The 15,570-nt window shown below is 54.7% G+C and carries 12 protein-coding genes; 7 read left to right on the top strand and 5 right to left on the bottom strand.

Annotation, left to right across the window (positions count from 1 at the left end):
- Positions 1 to 182 precede the first annotated feature (182 nt).
- Positions 183 to 578: a hypothetical protein gene (locus FF011L_RS25665; RefSeq protein ID WP_145354767.1), complete on the bottom strand. Its 396-nt coding sequence runs from the start codon at positions 576 to 578 to the stop codon at positions 183 to 185.
- Positions 579 to 667: 89 nt separating this feature from the next.
- On the opposite strand from FF011L_RS25665, the gene FF011L_RS25660 reads away from it, so the two are divergent.
- The 5 genes from FF011L_RS25660 to tnpA all read left to right on the top strand — a co-directional run bounded on the left by FF011L_RS25660 (position 668) and on the right by tnpA (position 8,466).
- Positions 668 to 1,165 carry a YaiI/YqxD family protein gene (locus FF011L_RS25660; RefSeq protein ID WP_145354766.1) on the top strand — a complete coding sequence of 166 codons (498 nt, stop codon included), beginning with the start codon at positions 668 to 670 and terminating at the stop codon, positions 1,163 to 1,165.
- A gap of 251 nt (positions 1,166 to 1,416) precedes the next feature.
- Positions 1,417 to 5,196, top strand: coding sequence for a hypothetical protein (locus FF011L_RS25655; RefSeq protein WP_145354765.1), 3,780 nt, complete (start codon positions 1,417 to 1,419; stop codon positions 5,194 to 5,196).
- Positions 5,197 to 5,309: 113 nt separating this feature from the next.
- Complete coding sequence (locus tag FF011L_RS25650) at positions 5,310 to 5,819, top strand: Spy/CpxP family protein refolding chaperone (protein WP_145354764.1); 510 nt, start codon at positions 5,310 to 5,312, stop codon at positions 5,817 to 5,819.
- A gap of 514 nt (positions 5,820 to 6,333) precedes the next feature.
- Positions 6,334 to 7,716, top strand: coding sequence for a transposase (locus FF011L_RS25645; protein WP_145352161.1), 1,383 nt, complete (start codon positions 6,334 to 6,336; stop codon positions 7,714 to 7,716).
- A gap of 297 nt (positions 7,717 to 8,013) precedes the next feature.
- Entirely contained in the window at positions 8,014 to 8,466 is a 453-nt protein-coding gene (tnpA, locus tag FF011L_RS25640; protein WP_218932891.1) for an IS200/IS605 family transposase, read from the top strand.
- On the opposite strand, the gene FF011L_RS25635 is transcribed toward tnpA, so the two are convergent.
- The 3 genes from FF011L_RS25635 to FF011L_RS25625 all read right to left on the bottom strand — a co-directional run bounded on the left by FF011L_RS25635 (position 8,419) and on the right by FF011L_RS25625 (position 10,576).
- A complete protein-coding gene (locus tag FF011L_RS25635) occupies positions 8,419 to 8,814 on the bottom strand; it encodes a hypothetical protein (RefSeq protein ID WP_145354762.1) in 396 nt (131 codons plus the stop codon). The two genes, tnpA and FF011L_RS25635, sit on opposite strands and share 48 nt — an antisense overlap.
- Before the next feature lie 219 nt (positions 8,815 to 9,033).
- The gene (gene aroC / locus FF011L_RS25630) at positions 9,034 to 10,281 is read right to left on the bottom strand and encodes a chorismate synthase (RefSeq protein WP_145354761.1); all 1,248 of its coding nucleotides are present in this window, start codon (positions 10,279 to 10,281) and stop codon (positions 9,034 to 9,036) included.
- 67 nt (positions 10,282 to 10,348) lie between these two features.
- Positions 10,349 to 10,576, bottom strand: a complete 228-nt coding sequence (locus FF011L_RS25625; RefSeq protein ID WP_246109630.1) for a hypothetical protein — start codon at positions 10,574 to 10,576, stop codon at positions 10,349 to 10,351.
- A 122-nt stretch (positions 10,577 to 10,698) separates the two neighbouring features.
- On the opposite strand from FF011L_RS25625, the gene FF011L_RS25620 reads away from it, so the two are divergent.
- Together FF011L_RS25620 and coaD are read left to right on the top strand one after the other, a co-directional pair.
- Positions 10,699 to 11,892, top strand: coding sequence for an aminotransferase class V-fold PLP-dependent enzyme (locus tag FF011L_RS25620; protein ID WP_246109629.1), 1,194 nt, complete (start codon positions 10,699 to 10,701; stop codon positions 11,890 to 11,892).
- A gap of 15 nt (positions 11,893 to 11,907) precedes the next feature.
- Positions 11,908 to 12,417 carry a pantetheine-phosphate adenylyltransferase gene (gene coaD / locus FF011L_RS25615; protein WP_145354760.1) on the top strand — a complete coding sequence of 170 codons (510 nt, stop codon included), beginning with the start codon at positions 11,908 to 11,910 and terminating at the stop codon, positions 12,415 to 12,417.
- Positions 12,418 to 12,529: 112 nt separating this feature from the next.
- On the opposite strand, the gene FF011L_RS25610 is transcribed toward coaD, so the two are convergent.
- Positions 12,530 to 15,376, bottom strand: a complete 2,847-nt coding sequence (locus tag FF011L_RS25610; protein ID WP_145354759.1) for a TolC family protein — start codon at positions 15,374 to 15,376, stop codon at positions 12,530 to 12,532.
- Between the last annotated feature and the right edge of the window lie 194 nt (positions 15,377 to 15,570).

Raw genomic sequence — 15,570 nt, 5'->3', positions numbered from 1 at the left:
GGAGCATTTGTATCGGTTCTGCAGTCGCTGGCGGCAAGCAAGCCGCTTAGCCATCGGTCGGAAAACGTCGCGGTTCGACGATTTGATCCCGCTGGCACGGGGGATCGCGAGGGGCAGTCGTGCGGTAGCGATCGAGGCGCCTGCCTAGCAAACGCGGTGGCCGGCCAGTTCGTTATGGAGCCCTATTTCAATGATTTCGGCCCCATTTCGTCCTGATCGCTTCCGCCGGCATCCATGCCAGCTGGAAGCACTCTTCGCGGAGCCAGTCCGGCGGCGACAAACAGTCGACTAACGCCCGTCATTAAGCGATGCCAATCGCGAATCATGTTGGGGACTTCAAAACGCCCCGCTTCGTCGCGTCCTAATCCTCGTTGGCTGACCATCACCTCCGGTTCCATATGGAGGAGGGCTTCTAGGGTCAGGTGGTCCAGACGATCCTGGTTGCTCAGGTCGGGATCGTCGTAAATCCAGATATGGGGTGCCAAAACTTCGTCGATTAATCGCAGGGCAGCTTGATCTGCTGAGGGGGCGGTGATGACAAGTGAGTGTGAACCGCAGACAATGTAAAACTTGGACATCCGATGTTTCCTCCGTGAGAATTGGGTGACACGAATAACATCGCACGAGGGTTTGACACCTTCGGTCCTACTTGCAAAAAGCCCTTGTTGTGAGCGTAAAAATCTGGGTCGACGCCGATGCCGCACCCGTTGAAGTCAAGCAAATTGTCTTTCGGGCGGCCCAAAGACTACAACTGGAAACCCTGCTGGTTGCGAATCAGCCCTTGGATACCCCCCGAAATGTGCCCCTCGTTCGTTCGATCCTGGTTCGCGAAGGGGCGGACGTCGCGGATCGCTATATCGTGGAACACAGCACTGCAGGCGATTTGGCGATCACGGCCGATCTGCCTTTGGCTGGCGATTTAGTAGCAAAAGGGATCTTCGTGATCGACCCACGCGGCGATGAGTACTCGCCCAATACGATCGCGACCAGGCTGTCGATGCGAAATTTCATGGATTCCCTTCGCGGGGAAGGGATGGTCGTCGGAGGCGGAGCCCCCTACAGCGATACCGATAAAAAAGCGTTTGCCGCGACCTTTGATCGACTGCTGACCAAGGCGATCCGCAAGCGTCAACGGCAAGCGGACCGCGATTCTGCCAGTCAGTAATTCCGGGGATCTGCGCAGCCCAGGTGACTTGGGTGCCGGAGGCGATATGGACTCTCTTTTGGGGGGGCGGTCTGTCGGCTAATGTTGCCTCTGTAGAGGGGTCGATCAAAAGGGGGGCCTCTTTTTGCGGTAGCTCCACTATCGCTGAATTCCGTTCGGTCGTGCGGTCAAGGAACCGTCACTAGGGCGCGAGGTCTTGGGGTGGGCGATCTTTTCCGTCTGCAGTTCTGCAGCAAAAATCGGAGTACACGATGTCTATTGGCGTTTCGAAAGTGGTTCGTTGGGTTTGCATGGGAGCGTTGTTCGCAGGCTTCCTCACTTTGCAGGGGCTTCCGTTCGCAGAGGCAGGCGAGCCGATGGGTGGGTTTTTCAAAACCGTGACCCGGATCGTTCGTGGTGGCAAAGAGGCCACCGTGGAGCGGCATCGGCCTCAGTCGTGTACGCATCAAAGTGTCGAATCGCTCGCCGGGCAGCTCGATTGGCTAGAACACCACCTGGATGTCTATGGATCGGTCGTCCCCAAGCATCCCGACGTCTGGGGCGAAGCCCGCATGACTCGCCACCGCGAAGAAGTCGAAAAGCATTTGGCTGATCAGTTGGGGACGTTTGACAAATCGTTGCAGGGGGCGATCCGTCGTAGCGATCAAGCGGCGCTCTCGCTGGCGTTGAATGCCGCGGCCGCCGTCGAGCCGGCAACCGTGGTGATCGCGCAGCAATCGGAGAGCGATTCAGCAGCCAAGAGTGTTGCGGAGGGAATGATTGAAGCTCCTGCGGTTCGTGATTTTAGCTCGCTTCCAGCCGATCGCCATAAAACACAAGAACTATCGCTTGAACCGGTGAAGTTGAATGACCAACGCTTCCGCTACCTGAACGCGCTTAATCAACTGCGCCGGATCAATGAAGGGGACGACACCGCCGATGGAACCGGGTACGCGATGAACTTGGTTCGAATCCCGGTAAGCGTCCTGCCAGGATCGCGAACTCGAACAGGTTATGGATGTGAAGTGACTCTCACGGCCGAGCCGATTCTGGGAGACGATTTGCTGCCCAATACCTTTCGTGACCTGATCATCAACGACGTCGTTGACATGCACGGTCTGACGATCACAAGGTTTTTGTCAGACGACTCGCCAAATGCAACCGAGCAATTGAGTTTACATGCTGCAGCAGAGCGACGGGCAGCAAAAATGATGGTGTTGTTCGATAAGCGTATTGAACAGATGAACTCGGAAGTCATGGTCAATTCGGGAATTTACGATGCGATCAAATATGCCGAAGATGACCGCGAATACTTGAGACTTCGCTTTGAAGACTTGGCTCATCATGCTCTATCGTTGCAGCTACGAAAAACCTCGGATAAACAGTATCCGATTATGTCTGGAACGATTGAAAAATCGGACTTCAAGGCAAAGGTCGATGTGCTGGTCGAATCGGGAGCTTTGCTTGATGGAATTGAGGACTTGTTGTCGAGGTACGCGACGGTGCAGGAGGTGACAATCTCAATCACTCCTGAGCCTAATGGTTGTTCTGGATCAGTCCAATTAAAGCCGATCAAAATCAAGATGGTGTTTGGCGCGATCGAAGACAAAGTGGAGCAAGCGACAAGGCGACAGTTACCTTATTACCCGGTTTATCCGCTAACGGATCTTCTCGCTCCTGGGATGCAAATCGAGAATCAGCGGCGGATGGATTTGTTGATTTGCCGCATTGCGGATGAGCCAAAGCTGGTAAAGCTGGCTGAGCGCTTAGATACAGATGAACAAGCGATTGAAGCACTGAAAAAATGGCTGGCTAATAAAACATGCAGATCAGAAGCTGAGTCCTTTGGAATGGCTGATGCCATTGTCAAATATGCTTCTCAAGCATTCTTTCGACAGTGGGGGAACCTTACGAAGCAAGTGGATGGGCAAGACCCAAGCAATCCGTCAGGCATCTCCTTTTCAATGAATTCTGAATCCTTGAACGCTGCAGGAGGAGTGTCTCTAAGCTCGGCGTCGATTGTTTTAGAGCAACAGATCAACGCGACAACCTTTGCGGCCAGTCCTACTGCTCCCGCTCGATCTCGGCGGATTCGGCGACCTCTGACGCCCAGTCAATACCTTCCCGTGATTGGATACGAATCGTTTTTTAATCTGGCAATGCCCATTGCTAGAGCTCTAAACAAAACCCCGCCGAACGACGGGAACTACGTCCTTGTTAGCGATGTCCGTTCGATCTTAAAAGAGGAACTGATTCACACCTGCGAACTGTTGTGTCAGCCTAGCAAAGTTCATCTGTGGGAGTACGCTTCGCCGGAGCTGGCTGAAGCGATTACGACTCGCAACTTCAAAATGGTTCGTTCGATACGAGAGTCGTTCTTAAGCGAACTGGGCGTTGGCGTTCGGTTTAGTCCGACCTCGGCGCTCGCTTGGTCGCTGATCGTTGAAGCAAGTTTGCTAAATCGTGAATTGCTTGAATCGATGAAACGTTTGGAGTCCGAAAAAGGGGTTGCTTGTGGTTTGGCTGGGTCTGTGCAGCTTCAGTTTCATGGTCCCGATCCTTCACCGGAAGCCCGAGAAGCTTTTAATCAGTACGTGTTGAACCGATGGCCGATTCAGGTGTTTGCGCTCGACCCCAACACTCAAGAGCAGAACATTGCCGATTCGTTTAATCTTCGCCGCGAACTGCAGCTTGCTGCGGCGGTCGCGATCGCCACCGGGAACGCTTCGGTCCGGGCGGCGGGCAATTTTGCCAGACAGTTAGAAGTCGATATCGATACGATTGATGTCAACGCAACCGAAGTCGCGTTTGCTCACGGGACCAATGTCTTCGGTTGGCGATTCTATCCCCGTCTGCAGTCCCCCGACAACGCAAACACGTTACGGTCGATAAGTCAGACGTTGTTGGGAGGACCGTCACGCGACCGTTTGCTTAGTTCCAGGCGTTTAGAGCCTGGGCAGCGGGAATGCACCGCGGTGATCGTGATGCCCAGTTTCGTTCCCTACATGAATTTGCACAGCCGGACCAGTTGGTTTCGGATCACCAATCCGGCCGATCGCGAATTGACGCTGACGGACACGATGAAACTCAGTCGAGCCAGTGAAGCGGTTCATCAATTCACGCAGTGTGTTCCGCAGTGTGATTGCTACCGTCCGGCCGATGTGGCTCATCTTTCAAGTACCGCAAATCAGCTTTCCCAGCGGTTGCCTTTGCAATCTTCCGTGGTCCAGATTCCCTTCGAAAGCTCCGTCGGTGGATTTGAATTGGTGTCGGGTGGGATCGGTGACCTGGCGGTCGAATTGACCAGTTGGTATGGGGCTCCAGGGATCGATCCCAAGGCAGACACCACGCTGTTTCTGGTTGGGGAAGGTTTTAGCGTGCATGAGACCCAGGTGGTCGTCGGTGGCAAGACGGCGAAGCACGACTTGCTATCCAGGCAGATTATGAAGGTCACGGTCCCGAAAGGAGTCCAGAGTTTGGGACGTGGGCAAGATAGTCGCTTGGTCGATGTTCATGTTGCGACACCGTATGGAGTCAGCAGTCATCTGATGATTCCGCTGAATGAACCGGAAAAGAAACCGACGGCGGCAAAAGTCGCCTGGAATCCTGCGTCGCTCCAGTTGGCTCAGCAAATCTCTAGGCCAAATACGGTTCCTAAACTGGGAGATCTGACCTTCGTGGGAGGCGGCACGTTGTCGATCAAAATGCCTAAGCCTGAAGATGTCGTGGCAGACGCGAAGGTTTCGGTTCAGTTGCTAACGGATACACCGCTGGGGCTAGCCATCTGCTCGGGAGCCGAGAATCCGTTCGATTTGGTGCTAAAAGCGGAGGCCGATAAATCTCGATATGTTGTCGATCCAAGCTCGGTCGCCTACTTGAATTCGCAGATGCGAAATGCCATCAAGGGATACGTCGAGGGACGGCCCGCGGCCCGCTCGATGCGACTGCTTGTTCGTGGTGAGGTTAAGGCCGGAGAGAAATCACAGGGGATTCCGACCGACCTTGTCGCCGAAATCACGTTGTTGTTCGACCCGCCTGCCAAACCTAAGTAGCAATTCCGAGAGGAATTTTCAGACGCTACGGACCGCAGGTTAGTAAAATCAAGCGGACTTGGGGCTGGCATTTGCTCCGGTCCCTCTGGAAATTCTGGAAAAAGTTGACTGTTATGAAACAACGAATTTTGGGCTTGCTGGTATTAAGTTTGGCGCTGGTGGTTTCCGTTTCTGCAGACGATGCAAAACCGAAAAAGAAGGGAGCACAGGGTAAAGGGAAGCAACGCGCAAACGCTCAACTGATGAAACCCTTCGCAGCCATCGAATTGACCGATGATCAAAAAGCAAAGGTCAAAGTGTTGGTTCAGAAAGTGGCAGAAGAGACTAAGGCGCTTCGTGAAGAAGCTGGGCTGACGCCTGAACTGACCAAGAAGCGAGGCGAAGCGATGAAGGCAGCGCGTCAGGCGGGGCTAAAAGGAAAAGAGCTTGCCGCCGAAGTCGATAAGAATTCAGGCATGAATGAAGCTCAACTGGCTGCCATGAAAAAGATGGGCATGATGCGAACCAAGCTTCAGAAAGCGGTTGTCGAATTGTTGACCGACGAGCAAAAAGCTCAGTTGCCAGCTCGCCTAACAGGCAGCGAAAAGAAGAAGGAAAAAGGGAAGAAGAAAAAGGCCGAATAGGCAAGTGTGTCAGGGTTCCCTGTTCTCAAGAATTTCTTGTTCTTGAGAACAGGTTAAATTGCGCGATGATTCTGTCGCCCGCTGGGCTTTTTTGATTGAGAAATTCATCCCGGCGGCTGACGCCGCCGGCAAGTATGTGCCGCCCTCCGGGCTGATTTGGGGTGCGGCTTTTTAGCCCGGAGGGCGACAGATATTTGCCGTTGGCGTAAGCCAACGGGTAGTAAACTGCGGGCAGTGAAAGCCCGGAGGGCGACAGATTGGATTGCGCGATGATTCTGTCGCCCGCTGGGCTTTTTTGATTGAGAAATTCATCCCGGCGGCTGACACCGCCGGCAAGTATGTGCCGCCCTCCGGGCTGGTTCTCGATGCGGCTTAATAGCCCGGAGGGCGACAGATATTTGCCGTTGGCGTAAGCCGAGCCCTTTCAAGCTAGCACTTTGGCGTTTTGGCATCTTGTTTGCGACTCTATCTAAGTAGTTTACTTAGAGGATGTTACGCAAAATGAGGTGTTGAAATGAATGTTGACGAACTGCTCGAACGCTTCAAAAAAGATTGTCCTGTAGCGTTAGGAACTCGTTTAGTGCTCAATCATTTGCTCAGTAACGAGCGGATGGACGCTCTCTTTGCGAGGCATGTAGAACGCCAAAGGTGCGGTGAACTATTGTTTTCTTCAGTCGCTGACGTCATGGCATGTGTTGCCCTGAAAATCAAACCTTCGGTGAATGCTGCTTACAGACGACACAAAGAAAATATCGAAGTTTCCATCGCATCCGTTTACAACAAACTTCAAGGCATCGAGCTGCAGGTGAGCCGTGCTTTGGTTAGTGAAACAGCAGCCGAGCTTTCACAGTTGTGGGATCATCTTGAAGGTCCCAAATCATTGCCAGTGTTTAACGGCTACGCCACGCGGATCATGGACGGCAACCACTTGGCAGGAACGGAGCATCGCATCAAAGAGCTACGGACTCTTGGCGCTGCAGCCCTACCGGCCACCACCATTCCAATACTCGATCCCGACAAGAAGCTACTTGTGGACGTGATTGTTTGTCGCGATGGACATGCCGGCGAAGCCACTTTGCATCCCCAAATTTTTGACCTCGTCCAAAAGGATCAAGTTTGGATTGGTGACCGCCACTTTGCTTCGCAGAAGATGATGACGACCATCGCCTTAGACAAACAAGCGTTTTTCGTTTTGCGTCATTCAACAGCTTTGCTGCCGAACTGGGAATCGCAAGGAAAACGCAGTAAAATCGGGCCTTGTGATGGTGGCGTTTTGTATGAACAGAAGATTTCTTTTACGTACCAAGGCCGCCCCCTTCACTTGCGTCGGATCACGATTGAACTCGATAAGCCGACTCGCAAAGGGGACAAAGCCGTCCACATTTTGACCAATCTGCCCAAACGCGTCAGCGCAAAAAAAGTGGCGAAGGGATACCGTAAGCGATGGAACATCGAAACAGCCTTCCAGCAACTCGCCACGACGCTTCACAGTGAAATCAAGACGCTTGGATATCCCAAAGCGGCGCTATTCAGTTTTTGCATGGCGGTAATGATGTACAACATTCTGAGCGTGATAAAAACATCGATTGGCTGTGCAGCGAACGACGCGGATTTAGCCGACAAGGTCTCGAGTTATTACGCGGCCAATGATGTCTCGGAATCGTGGAAAGGTTTTGCGATAGCGGTCACCGAAGAAGAGTTTGATTCTGTGTATCGAGAACTAACCTTGGAGCAGCTCGCTAAGGAGCTGGTCGACATCGGAAAGCAGCTCGATTTCAGCCGTTACAAAAAGAGCCCCAGAGGCCCAAAGAAGCCGCCACCAAAAAAGAAAAGCGGTAACCGCGGCAACCATGTTTCGACTGCCAAAATCCTCGACCAAAGAGCCGCTAAGTGCTAGCTTGAAAGGGCTCGGCGTAAGCCAACGGGTAGTAAACTGCGGGCAGTGAAAGCCCGGAGGGCGACAGATTGGATTGCGAGATGATTCTGTCGCCCGCTGGGCTTTTTTGATTGAGAAATTCATCCCGGCGGCTGACACCGCCGGCAAGTATGTGCCGCCCTCCGGGCTGGTTCTCGATGCGGCTTAATAGCCCGGAGGGCGACAGATATTTGCCGTTGGCGTAAGCCAACGGGTAGTAAACTGCGGGCAGGGAAAGCCCGGAGGACGACAGATTCCATGACTCAGGAGGAACATGTTATGGGCGCACACCAGCACCTTCTTTATCACATCGTCTTCAGTACCAAGGACCGCCGTCCGCTACTGCGTGACGACAACTTTCGCGACCAGACCTGGAGGTATATGGCTGGAATCTGTTCAAGCCTTGGCGGGCATGCCGTTAGGATTGGCGGCCATTTCGATCATGCTCATGTGTTGGTCAAAATTCCAGCTAAGGTTGCTGTCGCCGATTTCGTCCGAACTTTAAAGTCCAATGCCAGTAGAAATATCAATGAAAGTCGCAATGCGGTTTTGAAGTTCCATTGGCAGGATGGCTATGGGGCGTTCACGGTCAGTCGATCACAAGAGGCTGAAGTAGTGCGGTACATCGAAAACCAACTGCAGCACCACACAAAGCGAGATTTCAAAAGCGAGTTTATGCTGATGTTAAAACAACATGAAATCGAGTTCGACGAGCGATATCTCTGGGAATGATTCTGTCGCCCGCTGGGCTTTTTGTTTGAGAAATTCATCCCGGCGGCTGACGCCGCCGGCAAGTATGTGCCGCCCTCCGGGCTGATTTGCGGTGCGGCTTTTTAGCCCGGAGGGCGACAGATACTTGCCGTTGGCGTAAGCCAACGGGTAGTAAACTGCGGGCAGTGAAAGCCCGGAGGGCGACAGATTGGATTGCGAGATGATTCTGTCGCCCGCTGGGCTTTTTTGATTGAGAAATTCATCCCGGCGGCTGACACCGCCGGCAAGTATGTGCCGCCCTCCGGGCTGGTTCTCGATGCGGCTTAATAGCCCGGAGGGCGACAGATATTTGCCGTTGGCGTAAGCCAACGGGTAGTAAACTGCGGGCAGGGAAAGCCCGGAGGGCGACAGATTGGATTGCGCGATGATTCTGTCGCCCTCTGGGCTTTTTCGTTTGAGAAATTCATCCCGGCGGCTGACGCCGCCGGCAAGTATGTGCCGCCCTCCGGGCTGGTTTTCAATGCGGCTTTATAGCCCGGAGGGCGACAGATATTTGCCGCGTGCTGGGCTAGGATTATGCGGGGGGCTTTAGAAGAGCTGGAAGCTTTTGGGGTCGATGTGTTGGGATTGATGCATCAGTGTGGCATTCATCAATTCGATGGCGACTCGAGATTCCAGCGTGACTCCGGCGCGGACGCCTACGCAGGGATCGTGTCGTCCCGATTGGAGGTGGAATTCGATCTCTTCGAAATTCTTGCGGATCGACGATTGTGGTTTGTGGATGGTTGAGGTTGGTTTGAAACCGACCTTGCAGACGATTGGCATCCCCGTGGTGATCCCTCCCAGTAACCCGCCATGGCTGTTCGCTTGATAACCGGTTTGCCGAATGGGGTCGTTGTTTTCACTGCCGCGGCGTTCGACAACCGCTTTGCCAGCTCCGATTTCACACGACTGGACGGCGTTCAAGCCACCCAGCGTGCCCATCAAGCGGGCTTTTAGGCTTTGGTAGAGCGGTTCGCCGACGAGGGCTGGAACGTTGACCGCGACGACTTCCAGGGCCGCCCCCAATGAATCCCCATCTTTCCGCGTCTCTTTGATCAGCTCGGCTGCTTCCTGCGCGAATTCAGCGTCGGCCGTGTGGAGGACTTCTGACGACAGGGCCGATTCGATTTCGGCCAGCTGTTCGGAGCTCAGGCGGCCGCCATCCCCTGCGAGCGCGGCGATTTTGTCGGCAAGCGATACGGATGCTTCCAGACTTCCGACTTGCTGGATCGAAGAAAGGATGACCGTCCCAAAATGGATTCGCAGGAATTCACGGGCGATGGAGCCGCCAATGACATCGCTGATGGTCGATCGGTAACTGGATCGTCCGCCGCCACGTACGTCGACAAACTGCTGCGATTGATGGAATTTGACCAGATCCGTATGTCCGGGACGGACTTCGCCTTGGTCGCCGGTCAGCTGGGTATAGTCGTGCGACTTTTTTGACGTCGACAGTACGATCGCAGCGATCGGTTCGCCCGTGGTGTAGCCGGTTTCGTACGATTCGGTAGCGAAAGTCGTGTCGTCGACTTTCACGGAGATTTCGGGGCCCGCGAGCAGGGATTGGTGGTCTTGGCTGTCGTACAGGCCGGAAAGAAAGACGACTTTGTCTTTTTCGTTCCGCGGAGTTCCGTGCTTGTTGCCACCAGGACGCCGGCGATCGAGGTCCTGTTGAACTTGATTTCGGTCGATCCGTAGGCCGGGAGGGCAGCCATTGATGATGGTTGTGATCGCGGGTCCGTGCGATTCTCCCGCACCGGCGACGCTGTACAGGGGCCCACCAAGAATTTCCATAAGTGCACTTCACCTTTAATGATCGCTACGATCGCGGAATGGGGACGTATCGACCGCGATCCCGCGGTCATCCCAGCTCGCGATAAGTTTTCCAGCTCATTACGGCAATGGCAATGCCTGCGGCAAGAAAAGCGATGTCCATGAGAGAACTCGCCCCACGCAGTGGTGCACTATCAGCCATTCCGGCCAAACCCATTACGAGGTCAGCAAGAAAAAGGAGGGCGGTAACAATGGCTACCGCAAGGCTGGTTAGGCAAAGCGCCTTGGGCATCAAGAATCCTCGGCTTAAGATCATGGTGCAGTTCTGATATCGTGGCTATCTGCGGCAGTATAATTGAAAACTTCGCAGTTTCCCAAGACCGCCGGGTCTATCTAAATTTTTCCTCTTTGTTCGCGTCCGATCATAACGCCCTTGCCATGTCTGACGAATACCACTCGCACCCTTCCGACGCGCTCCTCAAAACCCCTTGGGCTTGGTGGCGTAGTCAGATGCCGGTGGTCCAGAGGTGGGCGTACTTTGACCACGCTGCCGTCGCGCCGCTCCCCGGTCCGACGGCTCAGCGGATCGGAGATTTTGCCACTCAGGCTGCCGAGCAAGGGGACGTGGATTGGCTTCAGTGGTCGGGCGATGTGGAACAGATGAGACGGTCAGCGGCCACCTGGATGGGGGCGGATCCTGCTGAAATCGCTATGATTCCTAATACTTCTTATGGAATCAATATCGCGGCCGAAGGGATCGACTGGCAGCCTGGCGACAACATTGTGCTTCCCGCCGGCGAGTTCCCCTCGAATCTTTTTCCTTGGTTACAGCAGCGGGATTTAGGGGTCGAAGTTCGCGTGATCGGCAGCGAGGGAAGCCCTCCAGATCTGGACGAAATCGATGCCGCCATCGACAACTCAACCCGTTTGGTCGCCGCGAGTTGGGTGGGATACGCGTCGGGATACCGGCTGGATATCGACCGTTTGGTCCGCATTGCTCACGCAAAAAATTCTCTCTTTTTTTTAGATGCGATCCAGGGTTTGGGCGTTTTTCCGATCGATTTGGGACAGACACCGGTCGATTTCCTGGCCGCCGATGGGCATAAGTGGCTGCTGGGACCGGAAGGTGCCGGGTTGGCGTTTGTACGCCGGAAGCACCTGGAATCGCTCCGCTGCCGGACAGTCGGCTGGAATAGCGTGAAGAATGCTCACCTGTTCGGGGGCGCCGAGTTCGATCTGAGGGACACGGCGGCTCGATATGAGGCGGGGTCGGCAAATATGGTCGGATTGCTGGCGATGCATCGCAGCCTGAAGCTCTTTTGGCAGGTGATCGAAGCTCACGGCCCCAATTCCATCGCCGAAAGGGTGTTGGACTTGGTCGAAGAGGCGGTGGAGCTGCTTCGGCAGGCCGGGGCGATCCCCCAGGTCCCCGAGGAACGTTGCCATCGAAGTGGGATCGTTTTATTCCAGATCCCTGGAATCGATCCAGCGGCTTTTCGCCAAGCTGCCTTGGATGAGGGAGTTGTCGTAAGTTGTCGCGGCGGAGGGATTCGCGCCAGTATTCATGCCTACAATGATCGCGAAGATCTTTTACGGTTGGCCGCGGTCGTCCGAAAAGTAGCACGGTCCTAAACCGGATTCAAATTCATGTCCAATCGTATCGCCGTCTACACCGGTTCGTTCGACCCTGTCACCCTCGGGCACCTTCATATTATCCATCGGGCGGCCGCCCTGGTCGATGTGCTGGTGATCGGCATCGGGATCAATAAAGACAAGCACCCGCTGTTCGACCCGGATGAACGTGTCGCCCTGGTCAAACAGGTGACTGCCGATATTCCGTCGGTCCGTGTCGAGACGTTTTCGGGATTGGCGGTCGACTTTGTCCGGCGCTGCGGGGCAAAGGTGATGGTCCGGGGAATCCGACCGATGACCGATGTGGCGGGAGAGTTCACAATGTTGATGGCCAATCGGCAGCTTGACCCAGCGATCGAAACCGTCTTCTTAATGGCGGATGATCGGTTTGCTCACGTCAGTAGTTCGCTGCTGAAACAGATCGCTCAGATGTCCGACGACGACGAACGACTTGCCCGGTTTGTTCCTCGCGAAATTATCCCGGCCATTCGCAAGCGGCAGAGCGAAAACGGAAAGCACTCGTAGCCAAGATGGGTCGCGGACCATCATCGCTCTCCGCATTGGATTAAACCGATGGCCCGTTCCTCTCCCGGCATTGATGGTGCCGATCCTTTGGGGCTGCGGGCAAAGGACGCCGCTATTCGGTACTGAGAATTTCTTTGGAGTATCGCAGTCCTGGGACCAGGTGGCCGTAGGGGAATGGATTGGTTCCGCGGAAGTCGAGGTTGACCGGCGGCTGCAGTGAGTCGTCTTCTAGGCCGACCCAGAATCCGGTGGAATCCAATTGGATCCCTTCCATGTCGTAAAACAATTCGATTCGATCGAGGATATACGCGATGTGTTGACGGGCGACACTGGAAAGGGCGGCGGTGTAGGCCTGTTGGGCTTCTAGGAAGTCGCGGGCGACCACGTCCTTGATGGCAAATTGCAATTGCATACGAGTGCTGACAACCCGTTCGTACGCAAGTGCCGCACTGGCGATTGCGATTTCATATTGATCGCGACGCAATCGCAGCTGACGTAAATCCTGGCGGATATCTAGTTTGACCGTATCTTCCGATTCGATCAGGTTGCGAAGCGTTCGGTTGTAGTCGATCAGGGCAAGTCGATAAACGTTGCGTTGGTTTCTTCGATTGAGCGGCGTGTCCAGGGCGAGACTCAAGCGTGTTTCGCTGTCGTTTAGTGAGAAATCAAACGGTGTGTTTGCATCGTCACGAGTCCGCAAGATATGGGTGGCGCGAAGATCCATTATGCTGCGGAGGTCGTCGGCCGCCAGTTTGACCGCTCGGCGGCTGTCCGCCAGTTCCGCGCGGCGGTTCATCAGGTCCAGTCGCTGAACGAGGGCGGTCATCATCGCCTCTTCTTCCTCGACGTCGACTTTCGGCAACGCGCTGTCGGATTGGCTGATCACTTCTTCGCTTAACTGAATGACTTCGGCAACGGTCGCTTCGACGGTCCCCAAGAAAGCCTGTCGGTCGCCGGAAATCAACCAGGTAGTTGATTCGGTAGCCAACTGCTCGGCCTTCCCGAGCAGGACGGTTGCTTCATCCTTGATGCCGCGAATTTTTCCCAGTTCTCGATTTTCGACGGCGCTGTCCATTTTGCTATTTACCGCGGCAAACTCCTTCGCAAAACGTTTCAGCTGGTCTCGCCGCGGATCGGCTCCAAGCGGTCCCTGTGGCGCGTTGGGCGATTGCTGCATCGCTTCGGCTTCCAGGGAGCGATAGGAGAGGACAAGTAGCGATTCAATCACATCGACTGTCCGCAGGTAGGCTCGCAGAGGACTGTCCAACGCCGTCGCTTCTGGGGAATCGCCCGCCTGGGGGCGAAGTTGGCTTTGGCGTTTATCCTCTGCAAACGTTTCTTCATCCAGAACGGCTCGCTTAACATCCGCTTGGTTTCGAGCCTCCAAAACGGCCAGTCGCGATGCGACTTCGGTCAATGCGGATCGCGGCTTGCCTTCGGGGGAAGCCAATTTTTCGATGTCCAGCAATCGTTCGGTTAAAACCGCAGCGGCGTTTAGCAGGGCAATCGGTGCGACGCGAGAGGTTTGGTGTTGGGTTTGAAGTTCCGCCTGGGTCCGCCGGACCAGCTGCTGCGCGACGGTCAATTGATCCGTCGTCGAGAGGGCTTCCAATTCGGTCAGCCGAAGGTTGAACGGCATTTCCGGCGGAACTCCGATCGCTAGTTTCAAGCGATCGAGGCTGGTTTCCATGTTGTTGCAGCTGGCGACCAATTCACTTCGGCTGCGGAGGGCGTTCTGTTCGAATTGATCGACTTGGACGCGGGGCAAGCGACCGGCTTCGGTATATTCCGCGCGCCCTTGGAGGAAGGCGCGCTGGTTACTGAAGTAGTCTTGCGTGCCGATTTCGATGCTTCGATACGACAGCAGCAGGTTGTAATACTGTGCCGACAGGTCGCGAAACAATCCTCTGCGAAACCGGATTAGATCTCTGGCCGCGTAGACCACGTCCCGTTCTTGTTGAGTCAACGGTTCCAGTTGGATGTCGGTTTGGAAAATCGTCTGCTGGAAATCAAATAGCAATGCGGAGCCGATGTCGGCGGTAAACCCTTGGGGGCCGTTAAAAGTGAGGACCACATCATTCGCAAAGGAGGCCAGGAATTGGCCTCCGGTGGAAAGCGATTTTTGCACGCCGACGCTTGTTGGAATGCCCAGGGTATCGATGGTAGCACCCCCGCTGCGGAAGTTTTGATAATTGGCGGCCGATCCATTGTTGAAGGGGCGAGGGTTCAGATCGTATTGATAGCGTTCCCCCGTCAACCGCAGCGCTGTCGTATACAAGGCTTCTTTGCGGGTTTGGTAGGCGCGGCTGTTGATCAGCGCCAGTTCCATAATGTTTTCTAGTGTGACTCTGGGAATGTCCTTGGATCCCTGCGGTGCTGGGTGTCCAAAACTGCGCTCGTATTCCGCCTGGATCGACGTGAATTCGAACATTCGGTTTAGGCAGCTTTCCGGCAACGGTTCCCAGGCAGATTCTGGAATCGGGACAATTTGGAGGCTATCGACTCCTTCAGGCGCAAGGCTTTCCAGCAAGGGAGGATCGATAGCTTCCTGCAGTCCTTCGGGAGTTTCAATCGATTCGGGGGAATCGCCGCCCGGAAGCTCGTCGTCAGGTTTCCGTTCTCCGGAAACCAAATCGATGTTCGGAGGCGGTTCCAGCGGATCGCCGGTCGCCAGTGGAGGAATGGGGTAGGGGTTTAGGATTGGGGTCGGATTGGGCAGGCTGGGACAATCGGTTGCCGTCGGATCGTAGAAACGAGAGCGGGGATCGGGGTAGACATGGTTCCCGGGCGGGGTTTGCCAGAGGGTGCCAGCGGTTTTTTCTTGTAAAATCCCGTCGACATCGCGATCGGCTCGGCGGCGATAATCGGTTCGTTTGCACCCGGCAGCGGCGACCAACGCAAGCACGATTACCCCCAGTAGAGCGGGGTGTAGAGCGCGAAATGAGGGCTTCAGCAGCATGCTTACGGACGATCTCTGAGTATTTCGATTCAAAAAAAATACGCTTAGGAATCTAATTCGGACCTGATTGGTGGTAGACCTAAACGAAGACAACGGTTTCAATACTTATGACGAGAATCGCGGTTCTGTCGGGTAGTTTGGGTAATGTTTGCTGGCTGCCTCGCGTTTTTTGTTGATTTCCATCCCCGTTTTTG

Source organism: Roseimaritima multifibrata, from assembly GCF_007741495.1.
Taxonomy (GTDB): domain Bacteria; phylum Planctomycetota; class Planctomycetia; order Pirellulales; family Pirellulaceae; genus Roseimaritima; species Roseimaritima multifibrata.
This window is presented reverse-complemented; position numbering and strand designations above follow the sequence as displayed.